General features: G+C 72.9%; 14 protein-coding genes. 6 read left to right on the plus strand and 8 right to left on the minus strand.

Annotation, left to right across the window (positions count from 1 at the left end; all coding sequences use genetic code 11):
- Window positions 1-216 precede the first annotated feature (216 nt).
- A complete protein-coding gene (locus OTB19_RS24125; protein WP_267800459.1) occupies window positions 217-453 on the plus strand; it encodes a hypothetical protein in 237 nt (78 codons plus the stop codon).
- Window positions 454-507: 54 nt separating this feature from the next.
- On the opposite strand, the gene OTB19_RS24130 is transcribed toward OTB19_RS24125, so the two are convergent.
- Together OTB19_RS24130 and OTB19_RS24135 are read right to left on the minus strand one after the other, a co-directional pair.
- Window positions 508-1,635: a glycosyltransferase gene (locus OTB19_RS24130; RefSeq protein ID WP_267800460.1), complete on the minus strand. Its 1,128-nt coding sequence runs from the start codon at window positions 1,633-1,635 to the stop codon at window positions 508-510.
- The gene (locus OTB19_RS24135) at window positions 1,632-2,171 is read right to left on the minus strand and encodes a WcaF family extracellular polysaccharide biosynthesis acetyltransferase (RefSeq protein WP_267800461.1); all 540 of its coding nucleotides are present in this window, start codon (window positions 2,169-2,171) and stop codon (window positions 1,632-1,634) included. The genes OTB19_RS24130 and OTB19_RS24135 overlap by 4 nt, the downstream gene beginning before the upstream one ends.
- 124 nt (window positions 2,172-2,295) lie before the next feature.
- On the opposite strand from OTB19_RS24135, the gene OTB19_RS24140 reads away from it, so the two are divergent.
- Window positions 2,296-3,816 (plus strand): hypothetical protein, encoded by a 1,521-nt coding sequence (locus OTB19_RS24140; RefSeq protein WP_420716897.1) that lies wholly within the window; start codon window positions 2,296-2,298, stop codon window positions 3,814-3,816.
- Window positions 3,817-3,852: 36 nt separating this feature from the next.
- Here the strand turns inward: OTB19_RS24140 and OTB19_RS24145 are convergent, their stop codons facing one another.
- Genes OTB19_RS24145 through OTB19_RS24155 form a run of 3 tightly spaced genes read right to left on the minus strand, consistent with a single transcriptional unit; the run spans window position 3,853 to window position 8,038 of the window.
- Window positions 3,853-5,097, minus strand: a complete 1,245-nt coding sequence (locus OTB19_RS24145) for a hypothetical protein (RefSeq protein WP_267800462.1) — start codon at window positions 5,095-5,097, stop codon at window positions 3,853-3,855.
- Window positions 5,094-6,836, minus strand: a complete 1,743-nt coding sequence (locus tag OTB19_RS24150; RefSeq protein ID WP_267800463.1) for a lipopolysaccharide biosynthesis protein — start codon at window positions 6,834-6,836, stop codon at window positions 5,094-5,096. The genes OTB19_RS24145 and OTB19_RS24150 overlap by 4 nt, the downstream gene beginning before the upstream one ends.
- Complete coding sequence (locus tag OTB19_RS24155; RefSeq protein ID WP_267800516.1) at window positions 6,833-8,038, minus strand: glycosyltransferase family 4 protein; 1,206 nt, start codon at window positions 8,036-8,038, stop codon at window positions 6,833-6,835. The genes OTB19_RS24150 and OTB19_RS24155 overlap by 4 nt, the downstream gene beginning before the upstream one ends.
- Before the next feature lie 171 nt (window positions 8,039-8,209).
- Between OTB19_RS24155 and OTB19_RS24160 the strand changes: the two genes are divergently transcribed.
- Window positions 8,210-8,719, plus strand: coding sequence for an adenylyltransferase/cytidyltransferase family protein (locus OTB19_RS24160; protein ID WP_267800464.1), 510 nt, complete (start codon window positions 8,210-8,212; stop codon window positions 8,717-8,719).
- Here OTB19_RS24160 and OTB19_RS24165 read toward each other — a convergent pair.
- The 3 genes from OTB19_RS24165 to glgX all read right to left on the minus strand — a co-directional run bounded on the left by OTB19_RS24165 (window position 8,700) and on the right by glgX (window position 12,909).
- Window positions 8,700-9,422 carry a CDP-alcohol phosphatidyltransferase family protein gene (locus tag OTB19_RS24165; RefSeq protein WP_267800465.1) on the minus strand — a complete coding sequence of 241 codons (723 nt, stop codon included), beginning with the start codon at window positions 9,420-9,422 and terminating at the stop codon, window positions 8,700-8,702. The genes OTB19_RS24160 and OTB19_RS24165 overlap by 20 nt on opposite strands.
- A 42-nt stretch (window positions 9,423-9,464) precedes the next feature.
- Entirely contained in the window at window positions 9,465-10,664 is a 1,200-nt protein-coding gene (locus tag OTB19_RS24170) for an MFS transporter (protein ID WP_267800466.1), read from the minus strand.
- 82 nt (window positions 10,665-10,746) lie between these two features.
- Window positions 10,747-12,909 carry a glycogen debranching protein GlgX gene (gene glgX / locus OTB19_RS24175; RefSeq protein ID WP_267800517.1) on the minus strand — a complete coding sequence of 721 codons (2,163 nt, stop codon included), beginning with the start codon at window positions 12,907-12,909 and terminating at the stop codon, window positions 10,747-10,749.
- Between the two features lie 372 nt (window positions 12,910-13,281).
- Here glgX and OTB19_RS24180 point away from each other — a divergent pair, with 372 nt between their 5' ends.
- From OTB19_RS24180 to OTB19_RS24190, 3 genes are all read left to right on the plus strand, one after another.
- Window positions 13,282-14,469 carry a L,D-transpeptidase gene (locus OTB19_RS24180; RefSeq protein ID WP_267800518.1) on the plus strand — a complete coding sequence of 396 codons (1,188 nt, stop codon included), beginning with the start codon at window positions 13,282-13,284 and terminating at the stop codon, window positions 14,467-14,469.
- 133 nt (window positions 14,470-14,602) lie between these two features.
- Window positions 14,603-16,720, plus strand: coding sequence for a choice-of-anchor A family protein (locus OTB19_RS24185; protein ID WP_267800467.1), 2,118 nt, complete (start codon window positions 14,603-14,605; stop codon window positions 16,718-16,720).
- Window positions 16,721-16,855: 135 nt separating this feature from the next.
- Entirely contained in the window at window positions 16,856-17,605 is a 750-nt protein-coding gene (locus OTB19_RS24190) for a L,D-transpeptidase (protein ID WP_267800468.1), read from the plus strand.
- Window positions 17,606-17,690 lie beyond the last annotated feature (85 nt).

Raw genomic sequence — 17,690 nt, forward strand, 5'->3', positions numbered from 1 at the left:
CCTCCCCACCGGCCTCCCCATCGGCAGTCCCGAGGACTGCCTTACCTGCGCCGGCACCCTCTACCTCGGCAGCCCGGCCTGACCGGCCCAACCCCCCTCCACGAACTTTCGCGGTGCAGCACTAGGCCCCGTGCCGGAACGCCGCCGCCGCCCGAACTGCCGGGCGGCGGCGGCGTTTTCGCTGCCCGTTGCCGGGTACCCGCGTGTGACACGACCATGACTGTGGAGGCGGTAGGTATGCGCGGCATCGGCGGTTGCATCGCCCTGATCGTGGTGGGAGCCATCCTCACCTTCGCGAGCGACTGGAAGATGGAGAGCGTCAACCTCGATCTGGTCGGCCTCATCATGATGGCGGCCGGAGGCATCGGCCTCGCCGTCTACGCCAGCGTCCTCAAGCGCCGGCGCGCGGCCGGGGTCCTCCCGGTGGTCGAGGGCCGTCGCGACGGCATCTGACCACCCCGGGACCCGGCCGCGCGGCCGGGCGACCCCGGGGAAGACTCCGGTCCGCTAGCGGGTGCGTCCCGCGGCGGCCTCATAGACCGGCAGGAGGGTGTCCAGGACCGCGTCCATCGAGAAGGACTCCGTCGCCAGCTTGCGGGCGGCGACCGAGGCGGCCGCGTTGGCGGCCGGGTCCAGCAGCGCGAGGATCGCCTCGGCCACCCCCGCCGGACCCGGGTCCACCGCCCGGCCGGCCCCCGCCGCGGCGATGTCGCGGGCCAGCCCGTTGGAGTGGGTCACCACCGGGGGGACACCGACCGACAGGGCCTCCAGGACCGACATCGGGAACGGCTCCTCCACCGACGGCAGCACGTACACGTGCGCCCGGCGCAGTTCCGTCAGCACCTCGGCGCTGGACAGCGCCCCGGGCAAGGTGAACCGGTCGCCGAGCCCCAGGGCCGAGATCCGCGCGCGGACGGCGTCCCGTTCGCCCTCGTCCGGCCCCGCCACCACGAACTCCGCGTCCGGGTGGACGGCCAGTACCGCCGGGGCCGCGTCCACGAAGTCCACCGGACGCTTGCGGGCCTGCAGGCGCGCCGAGTACAGCACGCGCGGCGCCCCGCTCGGCGCGGGCCGCTCCTCCTGCGCCGGGGTGCCGTTGACGAGACGGACGGCCGAGGCGAGCGCGGGAGCCCCCACCACCGCGTCCAGGCCCTCCCGTTCGTGCGGGGTCAGGTACAGCACCGCGTCCGCGCCGCGCAGCACTCGGCGCACCGCCACCGCGTCCAGCAGCTTCGCCAGCAGCTTCCCGCTCGGGTCCACCATGCCGTGGGTCTGGAGCACCAGCGGCTTGCGGGCCCGCAGCGCCGCCAGCGCCACCGGCAGCGTGACCAGGTCCCGGGCCAGGTGGACGTGGACGACGTCGGCGTCGCGGACCAGCCGGCCCGCCGAGGCCAGCAGGGCCGGCGAGGTCATCCCGCTGAAGCCGAGGGGGAGCAGTCGCCGGGCCGGGAACAGCTTCGCCGGGACGCCCTCCACCGAGGTCGGCCACGGGTCGGGGAATCCCTCGCCCAGGGCCAGCAGTCGGGCCTCGTGACCGCGTGCCCGCAGTCCCTTGGCGAGGTTCAGCGCGACCCGCACCGGGCCGCCGAAGGCGTGCGAGGGGGAGTGCAGCGTAACGGCGTGCAGGACTCTCACTTGGGCTCCTCCACCGGGCGGCGACGCCCGTCCTGGGTCTGCAGGGTCAACGGCGGCAGGTCCTTGTGGACCACGGCGCCCGCGCCCGCGACCGCGCACCGGCCGATCGTCACGCCGGCCAGCACCGTCGCGCGCACGGCCACCCAGGCACCGTCCTCCACGGCGATCGGGGCGTTGCGGTAGCGGAAGTCCGCGGCCCGGTGGTCGTGCGAGCCGGTGCAGAGCAGGGCCTCCTGCGAGACGCACACGTTCGCCCCGATGGTCACCGGTTCCAGGTTCAGCAGCCAGGCGCCCTCACCGATCCAGGTGTGGTCCCCGACGGTCAGTTTCCACGGCCACAGCACCCGCACCCGGTGGCGGATCAGCACGCCCTCGCCGATCTTCGCCCCGAAGGCCCGCAGCAGCGCGACGCGCAGCCGGGCCGGGCAGAACCAGGCCATGAACACCGTGTTCATCACGGCGAACCAGAGCGCCTGCGTCAGCAGTCCGCGCCCCTTCTCGTATCCGGCCAGCGTGAACGCAGGAAGATCCCGCAACTGTCGCCCCTCGTCGTCCGCCCCCCGAGCACCGTCGGCGGGCGCCTCCCCGGCCGCGCCTCCCCGGGCGCCGCCCGCTCAGACTAGACTGCGCGCGGACCAGGTACACCGGGTGGGGGCAGCAGTGGCAACAGACGTACACAAGCCCGCCGCCACGCGCCCGCTACCCGGCGTGCCCGACCCGGACGACGAGAAGAAGTGGGGTCGGGTCACCACCCCGCGCACCCTGCTCTCGCGCGCGTTGTCCATCCCGCTCATCCTCGGCTTCAGCGTCTTCCTGCCGCTCGTGGTCGCCGTCCAGTCCGGCGACGGCCAGCACGACGCCGCCTTCTGGCTCCAACTCCTGCTCACCATGTACGCGGGCGCCCGGCTGTCCGCGATGGTGCTGACCGGCCGCCGCAAGCTCCTCCAGGGCTCGTTCTGGCTGTTCGTCTACATGGCGATGGGGGTGGCCCCGCTCGCCCAGGCCGTCCTCGGCCGGGTACCCACGCCCGTGGTCGGGCCACGCTCCGACCTGACGATCGCCATCGGCCTCGTCCTGCTGGGCTGCCTCGCGTTCGACGTCGGCGTCCTCCTCGCCCGACACCGGCCGACGGGCCTCGCCGGGGGTTCCCGCAAGGAGGAGAAGCCGGTCATGGCGCACAGGCGGCGCCTGCAACTGCTGACCGTCCTCGCCTTCCTGGGCAGCGCGGCCTTCATCATGAAGCTGGGCGGCCCCAGCGTCTTCTTCTCCAGCCGCCAGGAGATCATCGCCGGCATCGAGGAGGCGGGCGTCTCCAACGGCGACGGGCAGGCCGGCCAGGCCCTGCTGCGCGGCTTCGGCACCGTCCCGGCTCTCCTCGCCCTGCTGCTGTACACGCGCTGGCTGATCACCTCGAAGTTCGCCCGCCGCAAGGTGTCGATCATCGTCACCTGGGCGGGGCTGGCCGCGCTGAACCTCGTGGTCAACAACCCGATCTCGAACCCGCGCTACTGGTTCCTCACCGTCATGTTCGCGCTGCTGTTCACCGTCTTCCCGGTGAGCGCCGCGATGTACCGGGTGGCGCTGTCGATGGCCGTGGTGATCGCCCTGCTCGTCTTTCCGTTCGCGGACCGCTTCCGGTACGACGAGAAGAACTACAAGCCGGTCGAGACGACCTCGTTCCTGGAGCCGATGGCGCTCAAGGACTACGACCAGATCGGCATGTTCGCCAACACCATCACCTACGCGGACTCCGGCCCGGGCCACTCCTACGGGCGCCAGCTCGCCGGTTCCGTCTTCTTCGCCGTGCCCCGCTCGGTCTGGCCGAGCAAGGCACGCGACACCGGCGTGATGGTCGGCCAGTGGATGGGCACGATCAACACCAACCTCTCCTCCCCGATCTGGGCGGAGCTGTGGCTGGACTTCGGCACGCTGGGCATGGGCGCGGGCCTGTTGGTGATGGGCTACGCGGCCGCCCGCGTCGACCGGCGGTACGCGAAGCGCGCCACCCGCCGGTCCCCACCCGGCAGCCTGATCTCGGTGGTCGTCCCGCTGGTCGCGGGCTACTCCTTCATCCTGCTGCGCGGACCGCTGCTCCAGGCCTCGGGCCGCGTCGCGATCGCGGCCCTGTGCCTGGCCCTCGTGGCGACGTACCGCACGGACAAGGACAGCACCCTGCGCTGATCCGCCGCCGGGGCGTCCCACGCGCCCCGTCCGGGGTCAGGCGGCGCCGCGGCTCTCGGTCACCGGGTCGGGCATCGGACCCGCGGTCACCGGCGGCACGGGCAGCCGTACGACGCGCACCCAGCCGGCGGCGGCCTTGGCGGCCGAGCCGACGGCCAGCCCCCACGCGGCGCCGGCGACGCCCCACGCCGCGTACCCGCCCAGCAGCAGCCCCACCGACAGCAGCGAGAACACCACCTGGAGCGAGAGCGTCGCCTTCGGGTTCAGCACCCGAAGGGTCAGCAGGGCGCAGGTGCCCAGCCCCATCACCGCGTACTGGGCGCCCGTCGCCGGCAGCAGCGCGGCGGCCGCCGTCCAGGTGTCGCCCAGCAGTTGGCGGCCCGCGGAATCGGGCAGCGCGTACAGCACCGCACCCCAACCGGCGCCGAGGACGGCCAGCGCGCCGCCCATCAGCAGCGTCAGCCGGACCACGCCCCGCTTGCCGCAGGCCCGGCCCACCACGGGCGGCCCGAAGGCGTTCGCGGAGTTGAACAGCACGTTGAGCGGCCCGAACAGGGTCGTCGCGCCGCGCAGCGCCCCCACGGCCAGGGGCGTCGCGAAGACGCCGAGGCCCAGGACGGCGAGCTGACTGGACCCGTTGCCCACCGCGAACTCGACGACGAACCGCTGCCCCAGGTGCCCGCGGCGCAGGTACGGACGCAGCTCCGTCGCGGCGCCCCGCACGGCCGGCCTCAGCAGGAGCAGCCCCAGGGCCAGGGCGGGCAGCGCGGAGAGCCCCCACACCAGCACGAGCCGTCCCGCCGACGCCCCTTCGGGCTGGAGCAGCAGGGCGGGCACCACGCACACCAGACGCAACGCGTCGGCGGCCAGGGCCCGCTCGGGCGCGCGCAGCGCGGAGAAGCAGTACCGCAGTCCGTCCTGGACGAGCACCGGCGGCAGGACCAGACCCAGCGCGAGGACCGCCCACCCGGTGGCCCCGGGCAGCAGCAGGCCCACGAGGACGAGCACGACGCCGACGACGCCCGCGGCCGCCGCAGTGAAGGCGACGGCCGAGCGGCACACGCCGGCGAGCCGCTCACCCTTCTCCAACACCACGGTCTGTCCGACGTAGGCCATGTTCAGCCCGAGGAGCACGGTGAACGTCACGTACACCATCGAGAAGTCGGCGAACCCGGCTGCCGAGGACAGCCGGGCGGCCAAGACCAGCACCAGGATGTTGGTGGCGCTGGAGGCCGCCTGGTCCAGGACCGAGGCGACCGCTGCGAGTCCCCGCCGACTCACCGCCGGCCCATGCGGACCGTGCGCAGCGCCACGGTGTCGGTGCCGTCACCGGGGATGTGCTGCTCCGGCTCGGCCACCTCGTAGGGGATCGGCTGCGGCGCGGACGGGCCGGCCGGACGGGCCGGCCCGTCCGGCGGGGCGCCCTCCCCCTTGCCCTTGCCACGTCCGCGCTTCTCGGTGGGCAGCGGGGTGTGCAGCACGGCGCCGAGCACCGTGCCGCCCGCGCCGCTGATCAGTTCGCGGATGCGGGAGAGGTCGGTGCGCCGCACGGCGCGCGGGTCACAGACGACCAGCACCCCGTCGACGCGGTCGACGAGCGCGAGGGCGTCGGCGTACGAGAGCACGGGCGGCGCGAGCACCACGACCGTGGAGTTGGGGGAGTCGGCCTCGGAGATCAACCGGGTCGAGCGCGGGGACGTCAGGGCGCGGGCGACGTTGCGGACCCGCTCGCCCGGGATCAGGTCGAAGGCACCGGACTCGCCGGCGTCCACGACGAGCTGACGTCCGTCCGGCCAGTCGGAGTCGCCGCTCTGCCCGGCGGCGGGACCGCCCGACATCTGGCTCCAGCGCGGCCGGCCGCCCGCGTCGGTCGGCAGCTGGCTCGCCAGCACCGGGGTGCGCAGGTCCGCCTCGATGAGCAGGACGTCCTTGCCGGTCTCGGCGAAGGAGGCGGCCAGGTTCACGGCCACCGCCGCGGCGGTCTCGCTGGAGCCGCGCGGGGCGACGACCAGCAGGCGGCGCCGGTCGGCGAACCGGGCGTCGTACGCGAGCCGGAACGCCACCGAGCGGAACTCCTCGGCGAGCCGCGGATCCTCCTCGCCGGCCGCGAGCAGCGGCCCGCCGCCGGTCTTGTCCCGCGGCAGGGAACCCAGTACGGGGGCGCGCAGGGCCCGGGCGACGTCGCCCTCGGAGCGCGGCGCCGGGTCGAAGACCAGCCGGACCCAGGCGGCGAGCAGGCCGAGCGCGAGGCCCACGGCCGCGCCGAGCGCCAGCGACATCGGGATGCCGGGGCCGTCGGGCTCGGACGGCGGGGTCGCGGGGCTGGTGACGCGCCCCGGGGTCATGTCGAGGGCTTCGAGCTTGGTGATGCTGTTGTTGTAGCGGCCGACCTCGCTCTGGAGGTCGGTCTTGCTGGAGGTGGCGGCGTCCCGGGTGGCGCCCGAAGGCATCCGGGAGATGTCCTTGGCCAGCTCGTCCAGTTGCTTGGCCACCGGGTCGCGCTGGTCCTGGTAGCCCTTGACCATCTTGTCGCGGGTGACGTCGAGGGCCTCCTGCCGCTTGAGCAGGTAGGCGCCGGTCATCGCGTTGGCGCGCTTGGCGGCCTCGGCGGGGGAGGACGAGGTGTAGGTGAAGCGCAGGACCATCGTCTGGGGCGGGTTGGTGACCTGGAGGCCCGAGCGCAGACCGGCGAGGCCGGACGCGGAGACGCCGAGCTTCTTCGCCGCCTCGTTGGCGATGGAACTGGAGAGCGCGACCTGACGCTCGGAGCCGATGTTGATCGCCTTGTCGGGCGCGAGGCTCGGGTTGAACGGGTCGTCGGTGGGCGCGCGCAGCACGACGTCGGCGGTGGCGACGTACGTGTCAGCCGTGGATATGCCGAGGTAGACGCCACCCAGCAGGCCGACGCCGACGCCCGCCAGGAGGAGTCGGCGGTAGCGCAGGAGCTGCTTGAACTGGTCCCGGAGGAGGTCGGGTTCGTCCTCTGCCGGGGCCGCTGCCGGGCGGTTCGTCTCGATCACGGCCGGGGACCCCCAAGTGCTTCGTCTATCAGTGCGTCGATGCGGGCGAGGCCCGCTTCCCTGCTCAGGTGGGCCGCCACGTGGGCGGGCCCGGCGGCCCCCAGCGCGTTCGCGCCTTCGGGATCCTCGGCCAGGGCCCGTACGGCCTTCAACAGGGCGTCGGGGTCCTCCGGCGGTACGAGTACCCCTGCGCCCGAACGTTCCACTTCCTGGGCCGTTCCGCCCCGCGCCGCGACGGACGCGAGGACGGGGCGCCCCGCCTGGAAGTACGAGGTGAGCTTGGACGGCACGCTCATGTCCATCACGGCCGCGTGCTGCGTGACCGCGAGCACGTCCGCCGCCGCGAGGATATCCGGGAACTCGCCGTCAGCGGCAGGGGGGATGATGTCCAGATTCGGCACATCGGCGGCGAGGTCGGCGAGAGTGGAGCGCTGGCTTCCGTCACCCATGAGGACAAAGCGGACGTTCGGATCCAGTCGCGCGGCACCGACGAGTACCTCCAGACCCTGCTTGAGGCCCATGTTCCCGGAGTGCAGGACCACCGTCTGACCAGGGGCCCAGCCGAGGTGCCGGCGGGTCTCGCCGCGCGGCTTCGTGGGGACCGCCACGTGGGACCAGTTGGGCACCAGGCGGATCCTCTTCGGATCCACGCCCATGCCGACGACCCGGTCCACGAACGTCTCGTGGATCACACCGACCAGGGTGGCGCGCTTGAGGGCGTACGCCTCGGCGCGCCCGGCGATCGCGGCCGCCTTGTCCCCGCCGCTGATCCCGCTCTGCTCGGCCGCGGCGCCCATCAGGTCCTGGACCACCGGGACGTAGGGGACCTTCCACTTGGCCGCGAGTCGCGCCGCGAGCACCCCGCCGGCCAGGCTGGGCATCTGGGCCATGACCGCGTCCGGCTTCGGCATCCGCGGCGGGGCCGCGGCCCCGTGCAGCAGAATCGATCCTTCGAAAAGGGCCCGCTTGACGGCGGTCTGCTGCTGAGGAACCGTGTGTGCGCGCCGGTGCACGGTGACTCCCGCGCGCTGCTCCGTGCGCCGTAGCGCCCCCTTGTACTCCGGCTCGAGAGACCAGGCCGGATAGTGCGGCATGCCCGCCAGTACATGGGTCTCGTGGCCGAGATCCGCCCAGTGCTCGGCGATCTGCGTGGCGTACGGCCCGATCCCCGCGTGCTCAGGAGCGTAATTGGTGGAAACCAGCAGCAGGCGCCGGTGACCGGATCTGGACACTGAAGGTCCCCTTCTCCCCTGGATGATGCGCACGTCACCCTATTCGTTCACCGACGTGATGCGGTACGTGCACGCTATTGTCTGCTAATCCGCCACACCGGGGGTGTGGCTCTTGGGGGGTAACCAATGACGGAGCAGGACATGTCAGACCTTGGTGCGCCCGCGCGCAGGCCGTATCGAGTGGGCTATGCGCCGGGTGCGTACGATCTGTTCCATATCGGACATCTCAATATCCTTCGCCACGCCCGGAGTCAGTGCGACTACCTGGTGGCCGGCGTGGTGTCGGACGAGATGGCCGAACTCGCCAAGGGCCGCCGCCCGATGATCCCGCTGGTGGAGCGCCTGGAGATCGTCCGCAGCGTCAAGTACGTCGACGCCGCCTTCGTCGAGACGGTCCCGGACAAGGTGGAGACCTGGAAGCAGGTCCGCTTCGACGTCATCTTCAAGGGCGACGACTGGCGCGGCACCCCCAAGGGCGACCGGCTGGAGAAGGACTTCGCCGAGCACGGCGTCGACGTCGTCTACTTCCCCTACACCGTCCACACCTCCAGCACCCAGCTCCGCCGGGCCCTCGACGCCCTCTCGCAGCCGGCCGGCCCGCCCCAGGTCGCCCACCTCGCCGGCGAGGGCCTCACCGCGGAACGGCGCTGAGCTCCCGGTACCACTTGGCCAGGAACGCCACCAGGAACAGCACGGCGACCGCGCCCAGTCCCGCGTACGCCCAGCGGAACAGCTCCCCGCCGCCGAGCAGCAGGAACACCAGACAGAACACCCCGTAGTCCACGGGCAGCAACGCCACCGCGCGCACGGTCGACGGCGCGGCGGCGGCGCTCCCCGGCGCCGGCCTGGGCTTGAGCTTCTCCGTCAGCAGCCCGCCGAAGAAGGTGACGATCGCGGCGAACTGGAAGCCGAGCGGCACCAGGAGCCAGCCGTCCGCGCCCGTCCCGTACGCGTCGGGGAAGCGGTAGAACGCGATCAGTACGCAGGTGTGCAGAGCCGTCAGCTTGGCGCAGTCCACGACGTGGTCCAGCCATTCGCCCGAGGCGCTGCCGCCCCCGCGCAGCCGGGCGAGCTGGCCGTCGGCGGAGTCGAAGGCGAAGCCGACCGCGAGCGCCGCCCACACGACGATCCCGAGCCCCCACGAGGGCGCGGCCAGCGCGACGGCCGTGACCGCGGCGAAGCTAAAGGCGGCGCTGATCAGCGTGACCTGGTTCGGGGTGAGCCCGAGGACGTACGACCCGGCGGCCAGGTACCGCCCGGCGGGACGGTTGACGTACCGGGAGTAGAGCGACACGCCCTTCGCCGACTTCTGCGCCCCGCGCAGCTCCCGCAACGCGGTCCCGAATCTCGCCATCCGGCCAAGCCCCTTTGAACGTGTGTACGTATGAAGGGCACATCATCGCAGGGCGGGTGCGGCCGTCCGCCCGGGATGTGCCCGGACGTCCTGAAGCAGCAGTACGGACAGGTTCGCGGCGGCGGTGAGCACGGCCGCCACCAGCAGCGGGACCGTCGTCCCCGCGACCGCCGCGAGCGGCGCCGCCGTCGCGAGGCCCAACGGTCGGGCGGCGAACGAGATCAGGGTGTCGAAGGAACCGACCCGCCCCAGGGTCTTCGGCGGGACGCGGCGCTGGATCTCCGTCTCCCACAGGGGACTCAGCAGCCCCACGCCGAACATGGCGACGAAGAGGGCCGCGGCCGTGACCGCGAGCGGCGACCGCAGGGCGAAGGCCGTCAGCGGCAGGGCCTGGAGCGAGGACGCGACCGCCACCCAGACCAGCGGCCGGCCCACGCGCAGTCGACCGGCGACCCAGACCCCGACGAGCATCCCGGCCGTGCCCAGTTGCGCGATGACCACCCAGGCGCCCTCGCCCCCCAGGCTCCGCACGGCGATCAGCGGTCCCAGGGTGAGCAGCAGACCGGCCGCGAGGTGCCAGACGCCGTGGGCCACGACATTGGCCAGAAACCACGGGTGCCGCCGGGTCTCCGCCCAGCCGGCCCGCAGTTCCGTGAGGAAGCGGGCGCGTGCCTCGCTCCGGGCGGGCGCCGGGGTGCGCAGCCCGCCCAGGGTGAGCGCGGAGCAGACGAACAGGGCGCTGGTGAGCAGGGAGGACCAGCCCGCGCCGATGAGCAGCACCATCGCGCCGGCGGCGGCGGGTCCGGCCATCAGGGCGAGGGCGTTGGCCACCCCCAGCCGGGCGTTGACCCGCAGTCGGCCCTCCTCGGGGACGACGCCCGCCACCAGCGTCCGGGCGGAGGGGTTGCCGAAGGCCACGGCGACCCCGGTCACGGCGGCCAGCGCCGCCAGCTCGGGGATCCGTACGGGGCCGGACAGCAGCAGCGCGCCGGTGCCCAGTTGCGCGGCGGCGCGCGCGAGGTCGGACACGAGCACCACCCGCCGGGCGGGGTGGCGGTCGGCCACCACGCCCGCGAGGGGCAGCAGGAGCAGCATCGGGAGCAACTCGGCGGCGAGCACCAGGCCCAGATCGCCGGCCGAACCGGTGCGCACCACCGCGAGGGTGAGGGTGGTGGGGATCAGGGCCGTGGCGAAGGCGGCGAAGGAGCGCCCGATGAGCAGTCGCCAGATCGTCGGGGTCATGACACCGGACACTATTTCGCCGGGGAGGAGGCCGTCACCCGCATGCGGCGCCACCCCCCTCGGCCCCCCCCCCCCCGGCCCCTCAGCCCACCACCCTCAACAGCAGGACCGACCTGGCCGGAACCGACAGCGCCTCCCCGCCCCGGTGTCGGGTCGCGGGCGCCGCGCCCTGCTCCTCCCGCGAGGTGTCCAGCACCAGTTCGTACGTCGTCGCCCACGGCGCGCCCGGCAGCATCCACTCCACCGGCCGGTCCCCGGCGTGCAGCAGCGCCAGGAAACTTTCGTCCGTCACCTGCCGACCCCGCTCGTCGCGCCCCGGGATGTCGCGCCCCGACAGGTACAGGCCCAGCGCGGCGGCCGGCGCGTACCAGTCCCGCTCCGTCATCTCCTTGCCGCCGGGGGTGAACCAGGCCAGGTCCCGCAGCCCGTCCGCGCCCTGCGCCCGCCCCGAGAAGAACGCCCGCCGGCGCAGCACGGGATGCTCGCGGCGCAGCGCCAGCACCCGCGTGGCCAGGGCGAACAGCTCCCGCCACACCGGGTCCTCCAGCAGCGACCAGTCCACCCAGCTCGTCTCGTTGTCCTGGCAGTACGCGTTGTTGTTGCCGCCCTGCGTGCGGCCGAACTCGTCACCGGCCACCAGCATCGGCACGCCCGTGGACAGCAGCAGCGTGGTCAGCAGGTTCCGCAGCTGCCGGCGCCGCAGCGCGCCGATCCGGGCGTCGTCGCTCTCGCCCTCCGCCCCGCAGTTCCACGACCGGTTGTCGTTGGTCCCGTCCCGCCCGTCCTCGCCGTTGGCCTCGTTGTGCTTGCGTTCGTGACTCACCAGGTCGCGCAGGGTGAACCCGTCGTGCGCGGTCACGAAGTTCACCGAGGCGTACGGCCGCCGCCCGCCCCACGCGTACAGGTCGCTGGACCCCGACAGCCGGTACCCGAGGTCCCGTACGTCGGGCAGCGCGCCCCGCCAGAAGTCCCGGACGGCGTCCCGGTAGCGGTCGTTCCACTCCGTCCACAGCGGCGGGAACGCGCCCACCTGGTAGCCGCCGGACCCCACGTCCCACGGTTCCGCGATCAGCTTGACCCGCCGCAGCACCGGATCCTGGGCGATCACCGCGAGGAACGGCGAGAGCATGTCCACGTCGTGCATCGAGCGGGCCAGCGCCGCGGCCAGGTCGAAGCGGAAGCCGTCCACGCCCATCTCCGTCACCCAGTACCGCAGCGAGTCGGTGATCAGCCGCAGCACGTGCGGCCGCCCGGCGTGCAGGGTGTTCCCGCAGCCCGTGTAGTCGGCGTACCGGCGCTGGTCGGACTGGAGCCGGTAGTACCCCCGGTTGTCGATCCCGCGCAGGGACAGCGTCGGGCCGAGCTCGCCCGCCTCCGCCGTGTGGTTGTAGACCACGTCGAGGATGACCTCGATGCCGGCCACGTGCAGCGCCTTCACCATCCGCTTGAACTCGCCGACCTGCTGCCCGGTCGTCCCGCTCGACGAGTAGCCCGCGTGCGGGGCGAAGTAGCCGATCGAGTTGTAGCCCCAGTAGTTGCGCAGGTTTCGGCGCAGCAGATGGTCCTCGTGCGCGAACTGGTGCACCGGCAGCAGCTCCACCGCCGTCACGCCGAGCCGGGTCAGGTGCTCGATCGCGGCCGGATGGGCCAGACCGGCGTAGGTGCCGCGCAGTTCCTCGGGAATGCCCGGATGGCGCATCGTGAAGCCGCGCACGTGCAACTCGTAGATCACCGAATCGGCCCAGGGCGTCTTGGGCCGGACGTCGTCCGCCCAGTCGTCGTCGTCGTGGACGACGACCCCCTTCGGCACGGACGGCGCCGAGTCCCGGTCGTCGCGCACGGTGTCCGCGATGTACTGCTGCGGCCAGTCCCGGACGTGGCCGTACACCTCGGGCGGCAGCCCGAAGTCGCCGTCCACGGCCCGCGCGTACGGGTCCAGGAGCAGCTTCGCCGGGTTGTACCGGGCGCCCGTCCAGGGGTCCCAGCGCCCGTGCACCCGGAATCCGTACCGCTGTCCGGGGCGCACGCCCGGCACGAAGCCGTGCCAGATCTCGTGCGTGAGCTCCGTCAGGGCGCACCGGGTCTCGGTGCCGGACTCGTCGAACAGGCACAGTTCCACCGCCTCCGCGCCCTGCGCCCACAGCGCGAAGTTGGTGCCCGCGACCCCGTCCGGCCCGGTCCGGAACCGCGCCCCCAAGGGGTGCGAGGACCCGGGCCACACCGCCGGTCCCGGGCGCGCGGACACCCGTGACGCGTGGCCGGGCCGCGCTGTGACCTGGCCGTTCGTCCTGCCGTTCGCCTGACCGTTCGACTGCCCGTCGCGGTGCGGTACGGGCGCGGTCACGCCGCGCCGTACGTCACCCTCGACGGCTTCCACCGCCTCTTGCTCGGCTGCGCTCGACACTGCCCGCCTCCACGGCTCTCGGTACCTGCGGGGGTGGGGAGTGCGCGGTCCCGGCGTCCCGGCCGGGTCCGCCCCCGTCTGGTCCTTCCCACTGTTCTGCCCGTACTGCCCCGCCCGGAACGTGGGCCGCGCCCACGTTTCCCCCGGAGGGGGCCGGTCGTTGGACAGTCCGTGACTCATCTGACGAGGCGGGCAGGGGCGGGCTTGGCCGCCATGGCGGCATGGGCGGGCCTGCTGGGCGGGCTCACCGGCTGCACCAAGGACGGCGGATCCCCGGTCGAGATCCAGCTACCCGGCAAACCCCGGTCGCCGGACGAGGCCATCCGGATCACCCCCGGGGACAACGCCAAGGGGGTCCCGGCCGACGGACCGCTGGTCGTGAACGTTCCCGAAGGACGGCTGGAACGGGTCGTCGTCACCAAGGTGGAGGACGCCCAACAGGAACAGGTCCCCGGCTCCATCGCCGCCGACGGGCTCAGCTGGAGCCCGGACCCGGCGGCCGGACGGCTCTCGCTGGCCGCCAAGTACACCGTGGACGCGGTCGCCCTCGACGGGCACAACCGCCGCCAGGCCCGGCACACCACCTTCACCACCTACGTTCCCGAGGAACGGTTCATCGGCTACTTCAAGCCCGAGAACCGCTCCACCGTGGGCACCGGCATGATCGTCTCCTTCAACTTCAACCGCGCCATCAAGCAGCGCGCCGCGGTGGAGCGGGCCATCACCGTCACCTCCAGGCCCGCCGTGGAGGTCGTCGGCCACTGGTTCGGGGACGGCCGCCTGGACTTCCGGCCCAAGGAGTACTGGAAGCCGGGTACCGAGGTCACCGTGAAGATGAACCTCCGCGACGTCGAGGGCGCGCCCGGTTCGTACGGGATCCAGGACAAGACCGTCACCTTCACCGTCGGTCGCTCGCAGATCTCCACCGTGGACGCGGCCGCGCACACCATGGAGGTCCGCCGGGGCGGGGAGCTGGTGTCCACCGTCCCGATCACCGCGGGCGCTCCGAAGAACACCACCTACAACGGCAAGATGGTGGTGATGGAGATGTTCGACGTGACCCGGATGAACGGTCAGACCGTCGGCTTCGGCGGCGAGTACGACATCCCCGACGTGCCCCACGCCATGCGGCTCACCAACTCCGGCACCTTCCTGCACGGCAACTACTGGGCCAGCCCCGACACCTTCGGCAGCACCAACGTCAGTCACGGCTGCGTGGGTCTGCGCGACGACAAGGGCGGCGGTTCGGACACTCCGGCGGGCTGGTTCTTCGACCGGACCCTGGTCGGGGACGTGGTGGTCGTCGAGAACTCGCAGGACAAAACGGTCGCCCCCAGCAACGGACTGGGCGGCTGGAACATGACCTGGGCCGATTGGGTCGCCGGCTCGGCCGCCCGTTGAGCGACCCGCCCCGGTCGCACCAATCGAGTGATTGTCGGACCGGATGGCCGCAGCGGGATCGTGTCGTCGATCCGGCTCGCCGCAGCCTGCCGTCAGCCTGTCAGCCAACAGCGCAGGCAACGGACGGAGCGTCATGTCAGCAAGGAACTGGACCCTCGGCCTCGCGATCGGGGCCGTGCTCACCGCCGGCGCCCCCGCGGCCGTCGCCGCGGGATCCGGCGGCGAGCAGCCGGTACGGGCCCTGCGGGCCCCCCTGCCGGGCGGGCTCGGTCCCTGCGTTCCGGGCACCTGCCCGAACCCGTTCCCCCCGATCGGCACCGGAACCAGGCCCGTCGGCACCGACAACGCCGTGAACATCTTCGTCGGCGGCGACTTCCTCGTGCGCGAGCGCGCTGCGGAGGCCGAGGGCCGGGTGGTGGTCCTCGGCAGCTTCGACCAGGACAAGGTGGCCGGGGCGAGCTCCGCCTACAACATCGGGATCGTCGGCGCGGGCTCCCTGGTCCAGCCGCCGCTCGGCTCGGACTTCCTCACCACCGGCCGGAACGTGAACATCGCCGCCGGCGAACGACTGATCTCCGACGGCGGCGTGGTCCGTCACGCGGGCACCGCCCCCGGCGCCGGCACGGTCACCGGCACCCTGCGCGCCGACCCGAACGCCGTCGCCCCCTACGCCGGCCTGCGGGACGACCTCACCGCCGCCGGCAAGTGCTACGCCCGGGTCGGCGCGACCCCCCGCCCGGCGACCGGCACGGTGGTCAACCGGGACGGCACCTTCGTCTTCACCGGCGACGACAGCTCCGCGCTCCAGGTCTTCAACCTCGACGCCGACCTGGTCGGCCGCAACGGCGGGGCCGTCGGCATCCGCTTCGCCCGGATCCCGGCGACGGCCACCGTCCTGGTCAACATCCTCGGCACGACCCGGACGATCAACACCTACAGCGGCACCATCGTCGACGGCGCCGACACCTTCAACGCCCTGCGCACCCGACTGCTGTGGAACTTCCCGGACGCCACGACGGTCAACCTGAACGGCAGCGGCCAGTTCCAGGGCAGCGTGTTGATCGGCGAGCAGGGCTCCCGGGCCACCGTCACGCTGCCCGGCATGAACGGCCGCTTCTTCACCACCGGCAACCTCACCCACACCGGCATCCAGGGCGGTGGCGGCGGCCAGGAGTTCCACGCCTACCCCTTCGACGGCGACCTCCCCGACTGCGCCCCGCCGCCGGCGACCGGCGCGGTGTCCGTGCTCAAGCGGGACGAGACGGGCCGCCCGCTCGCCGGCGCCCGGTTCGAGCTGTGGCGCGAGACCAACGACACGCCCGGCCTCCAGACCACCGGGGCGGAGGCCGACACCAGGGTCACCGAGTGCACCACCCCCGAGAACGGGATCTGCTCCCGCACCACGGACCTCGGCCGCTACTACTGGCGCGAGAGCGTCGCCCCCGACGGCTACCGCCCCGCCCCGAACCCGGTCTTCCCGCTGGAGCTGACCGCGGACAACGCGAACGCCGGCGTCCGGGTCACCGTCGACAACGAGCGGCTGCCGGCGCCCACCGTCAAGGTCGTGCTCTGGAAGTCCGACCTCGCCACCGGAGCCGCGCTGCCCGGCGGCCGCTTCGACCTGTGGCGCGAGAGCAACGGCCGCACGGGCCTGCAGACCGGCGGAACCGACCCGGACACCAGGCTCCCCGGCGAGTGCGTGACCGACACCGACGGCAGCTGCACGGTGTACCTGCCCGTCGGCCCGACGTACTACTGGCGCGAGACGGCGGCCCCCGACGGCTACAACCCGCCGGAGGACCCGGTGGTGGCCTTCACCCCGGACGGGGACGACGTGACGGAAGGGATCGTCGTCAACGTCCCCAACACCAGGGAGCCCGAGGAGGACCCCGGCACCCTGCGCGTCGTGAAGAAGGACGCCAAGACCGGGCGACCGCTGCGCGGCGCCGTGTTCGAGGTCTGGAAGGAGACCAACAACACCGAGGGCCTCCAGACCCGCGGCATCAACGCCGACCGCAGGGTCAAGCCGGGCTGCGCCACCGACCGCGAGGGGATCTGCGACTTCGACCGGCTCTCCGAAGGCTCGTACTACCTGGTCGAGACGGACGTCCCCGAGGGCTACGTCCTGCCGAGGAACCGGGTCACCGGGCCGCTGCGCCTCGACGGGACGACCCCGAACCACCGCCTCGTGGTCACCCTGCACAACAAGCGGGACGACCACGGCAAGGACCCGAAGGGCCCGCGCGCCTGAACCCCGCGCGACCCCGGCCCGGGTACGCCGGCGGAGTGACCTCCTCACCCCGCCGGCGCACCCGGGCGGCCGTACCGGGCGGGAGCGGGTTGGCTGGGCGGCGAGTGCCCGACCGGCGGGCGCGAGGAGGTCCACATGCCCCCAGGGGACACCACCGCCGCGACGGGCCGCCCGGCCCGCGGGACAGCCGCGATACGCGGGGCGCTCGCCCTGGCCGCGGCCCTGACCCTGGGCGCCCTCGCCCCGACCGCCGCCGCGGCCCCGGCCGGGCGCGTCCCGGAGCCCGAACCCGCCTGCACCGCCGGTACCGGCCCCTACCAGCGCGAGTTGGAGGCCGGACTGGGCCGCCCGGTCGACGGGGTGCAGTCCACCGCCGACTGCGTCGCCGTCCGCTCCTTCCAGCGGACCCACCGCGTCACCCCCGCCGACGGCTACGCCGGCCTCGTCACGCACCGCACGATGGTCGCCGTGAACGCCCGCGAGAACGCCAATGCCGACGGCTCCTGCCCGGTCCGCACGCATCGGGTGACCTGTGTGGACCTGGAACGCCAACTCCTGTGGGTACAGCGCGGGGAGCGCGTCGTCTTCGCACCCGTGCCCATCCGCACCGGCCGCGACGACCAGGAGACCCGGCCCGGTTGGCACGAGGTGTACTGGCGCAGCAAGGACCACGAGTCCACGATCTACGACAACGCGCCCATGCCGTACGCCCAGTTCTTCGACGGGGGCCAGGCCCTGCACGGCCGCCCAGGCGACCTCTACGCGCACGGCGGTTCGGCGGGCTGCGTCAACCTCTCGGTGCCCGACGCCGAACGCCTGTGGAACCTGTTGGCGGAGGGCGACGCCGTCTACGTCTGGGGGACCAAACCCGGTACGGACGACTGACTCCGGGACCGTCCCCGTGCTTGGGACCGAACGGTGACAAGACCGTATCTTTTCGTGTTCTTCCCGTGTGATTTCCTGTCGACAT

It is taken from the genome of Streptomyces sp. H27-H5, assembly GCF_026627505.1.
In the GTDB taxonomy this organism is placed as follows: Bacteria; Actinomycetota; Actinomycetes; order Streptomycetales; family Streptomycetaceae; genus Streptomyces.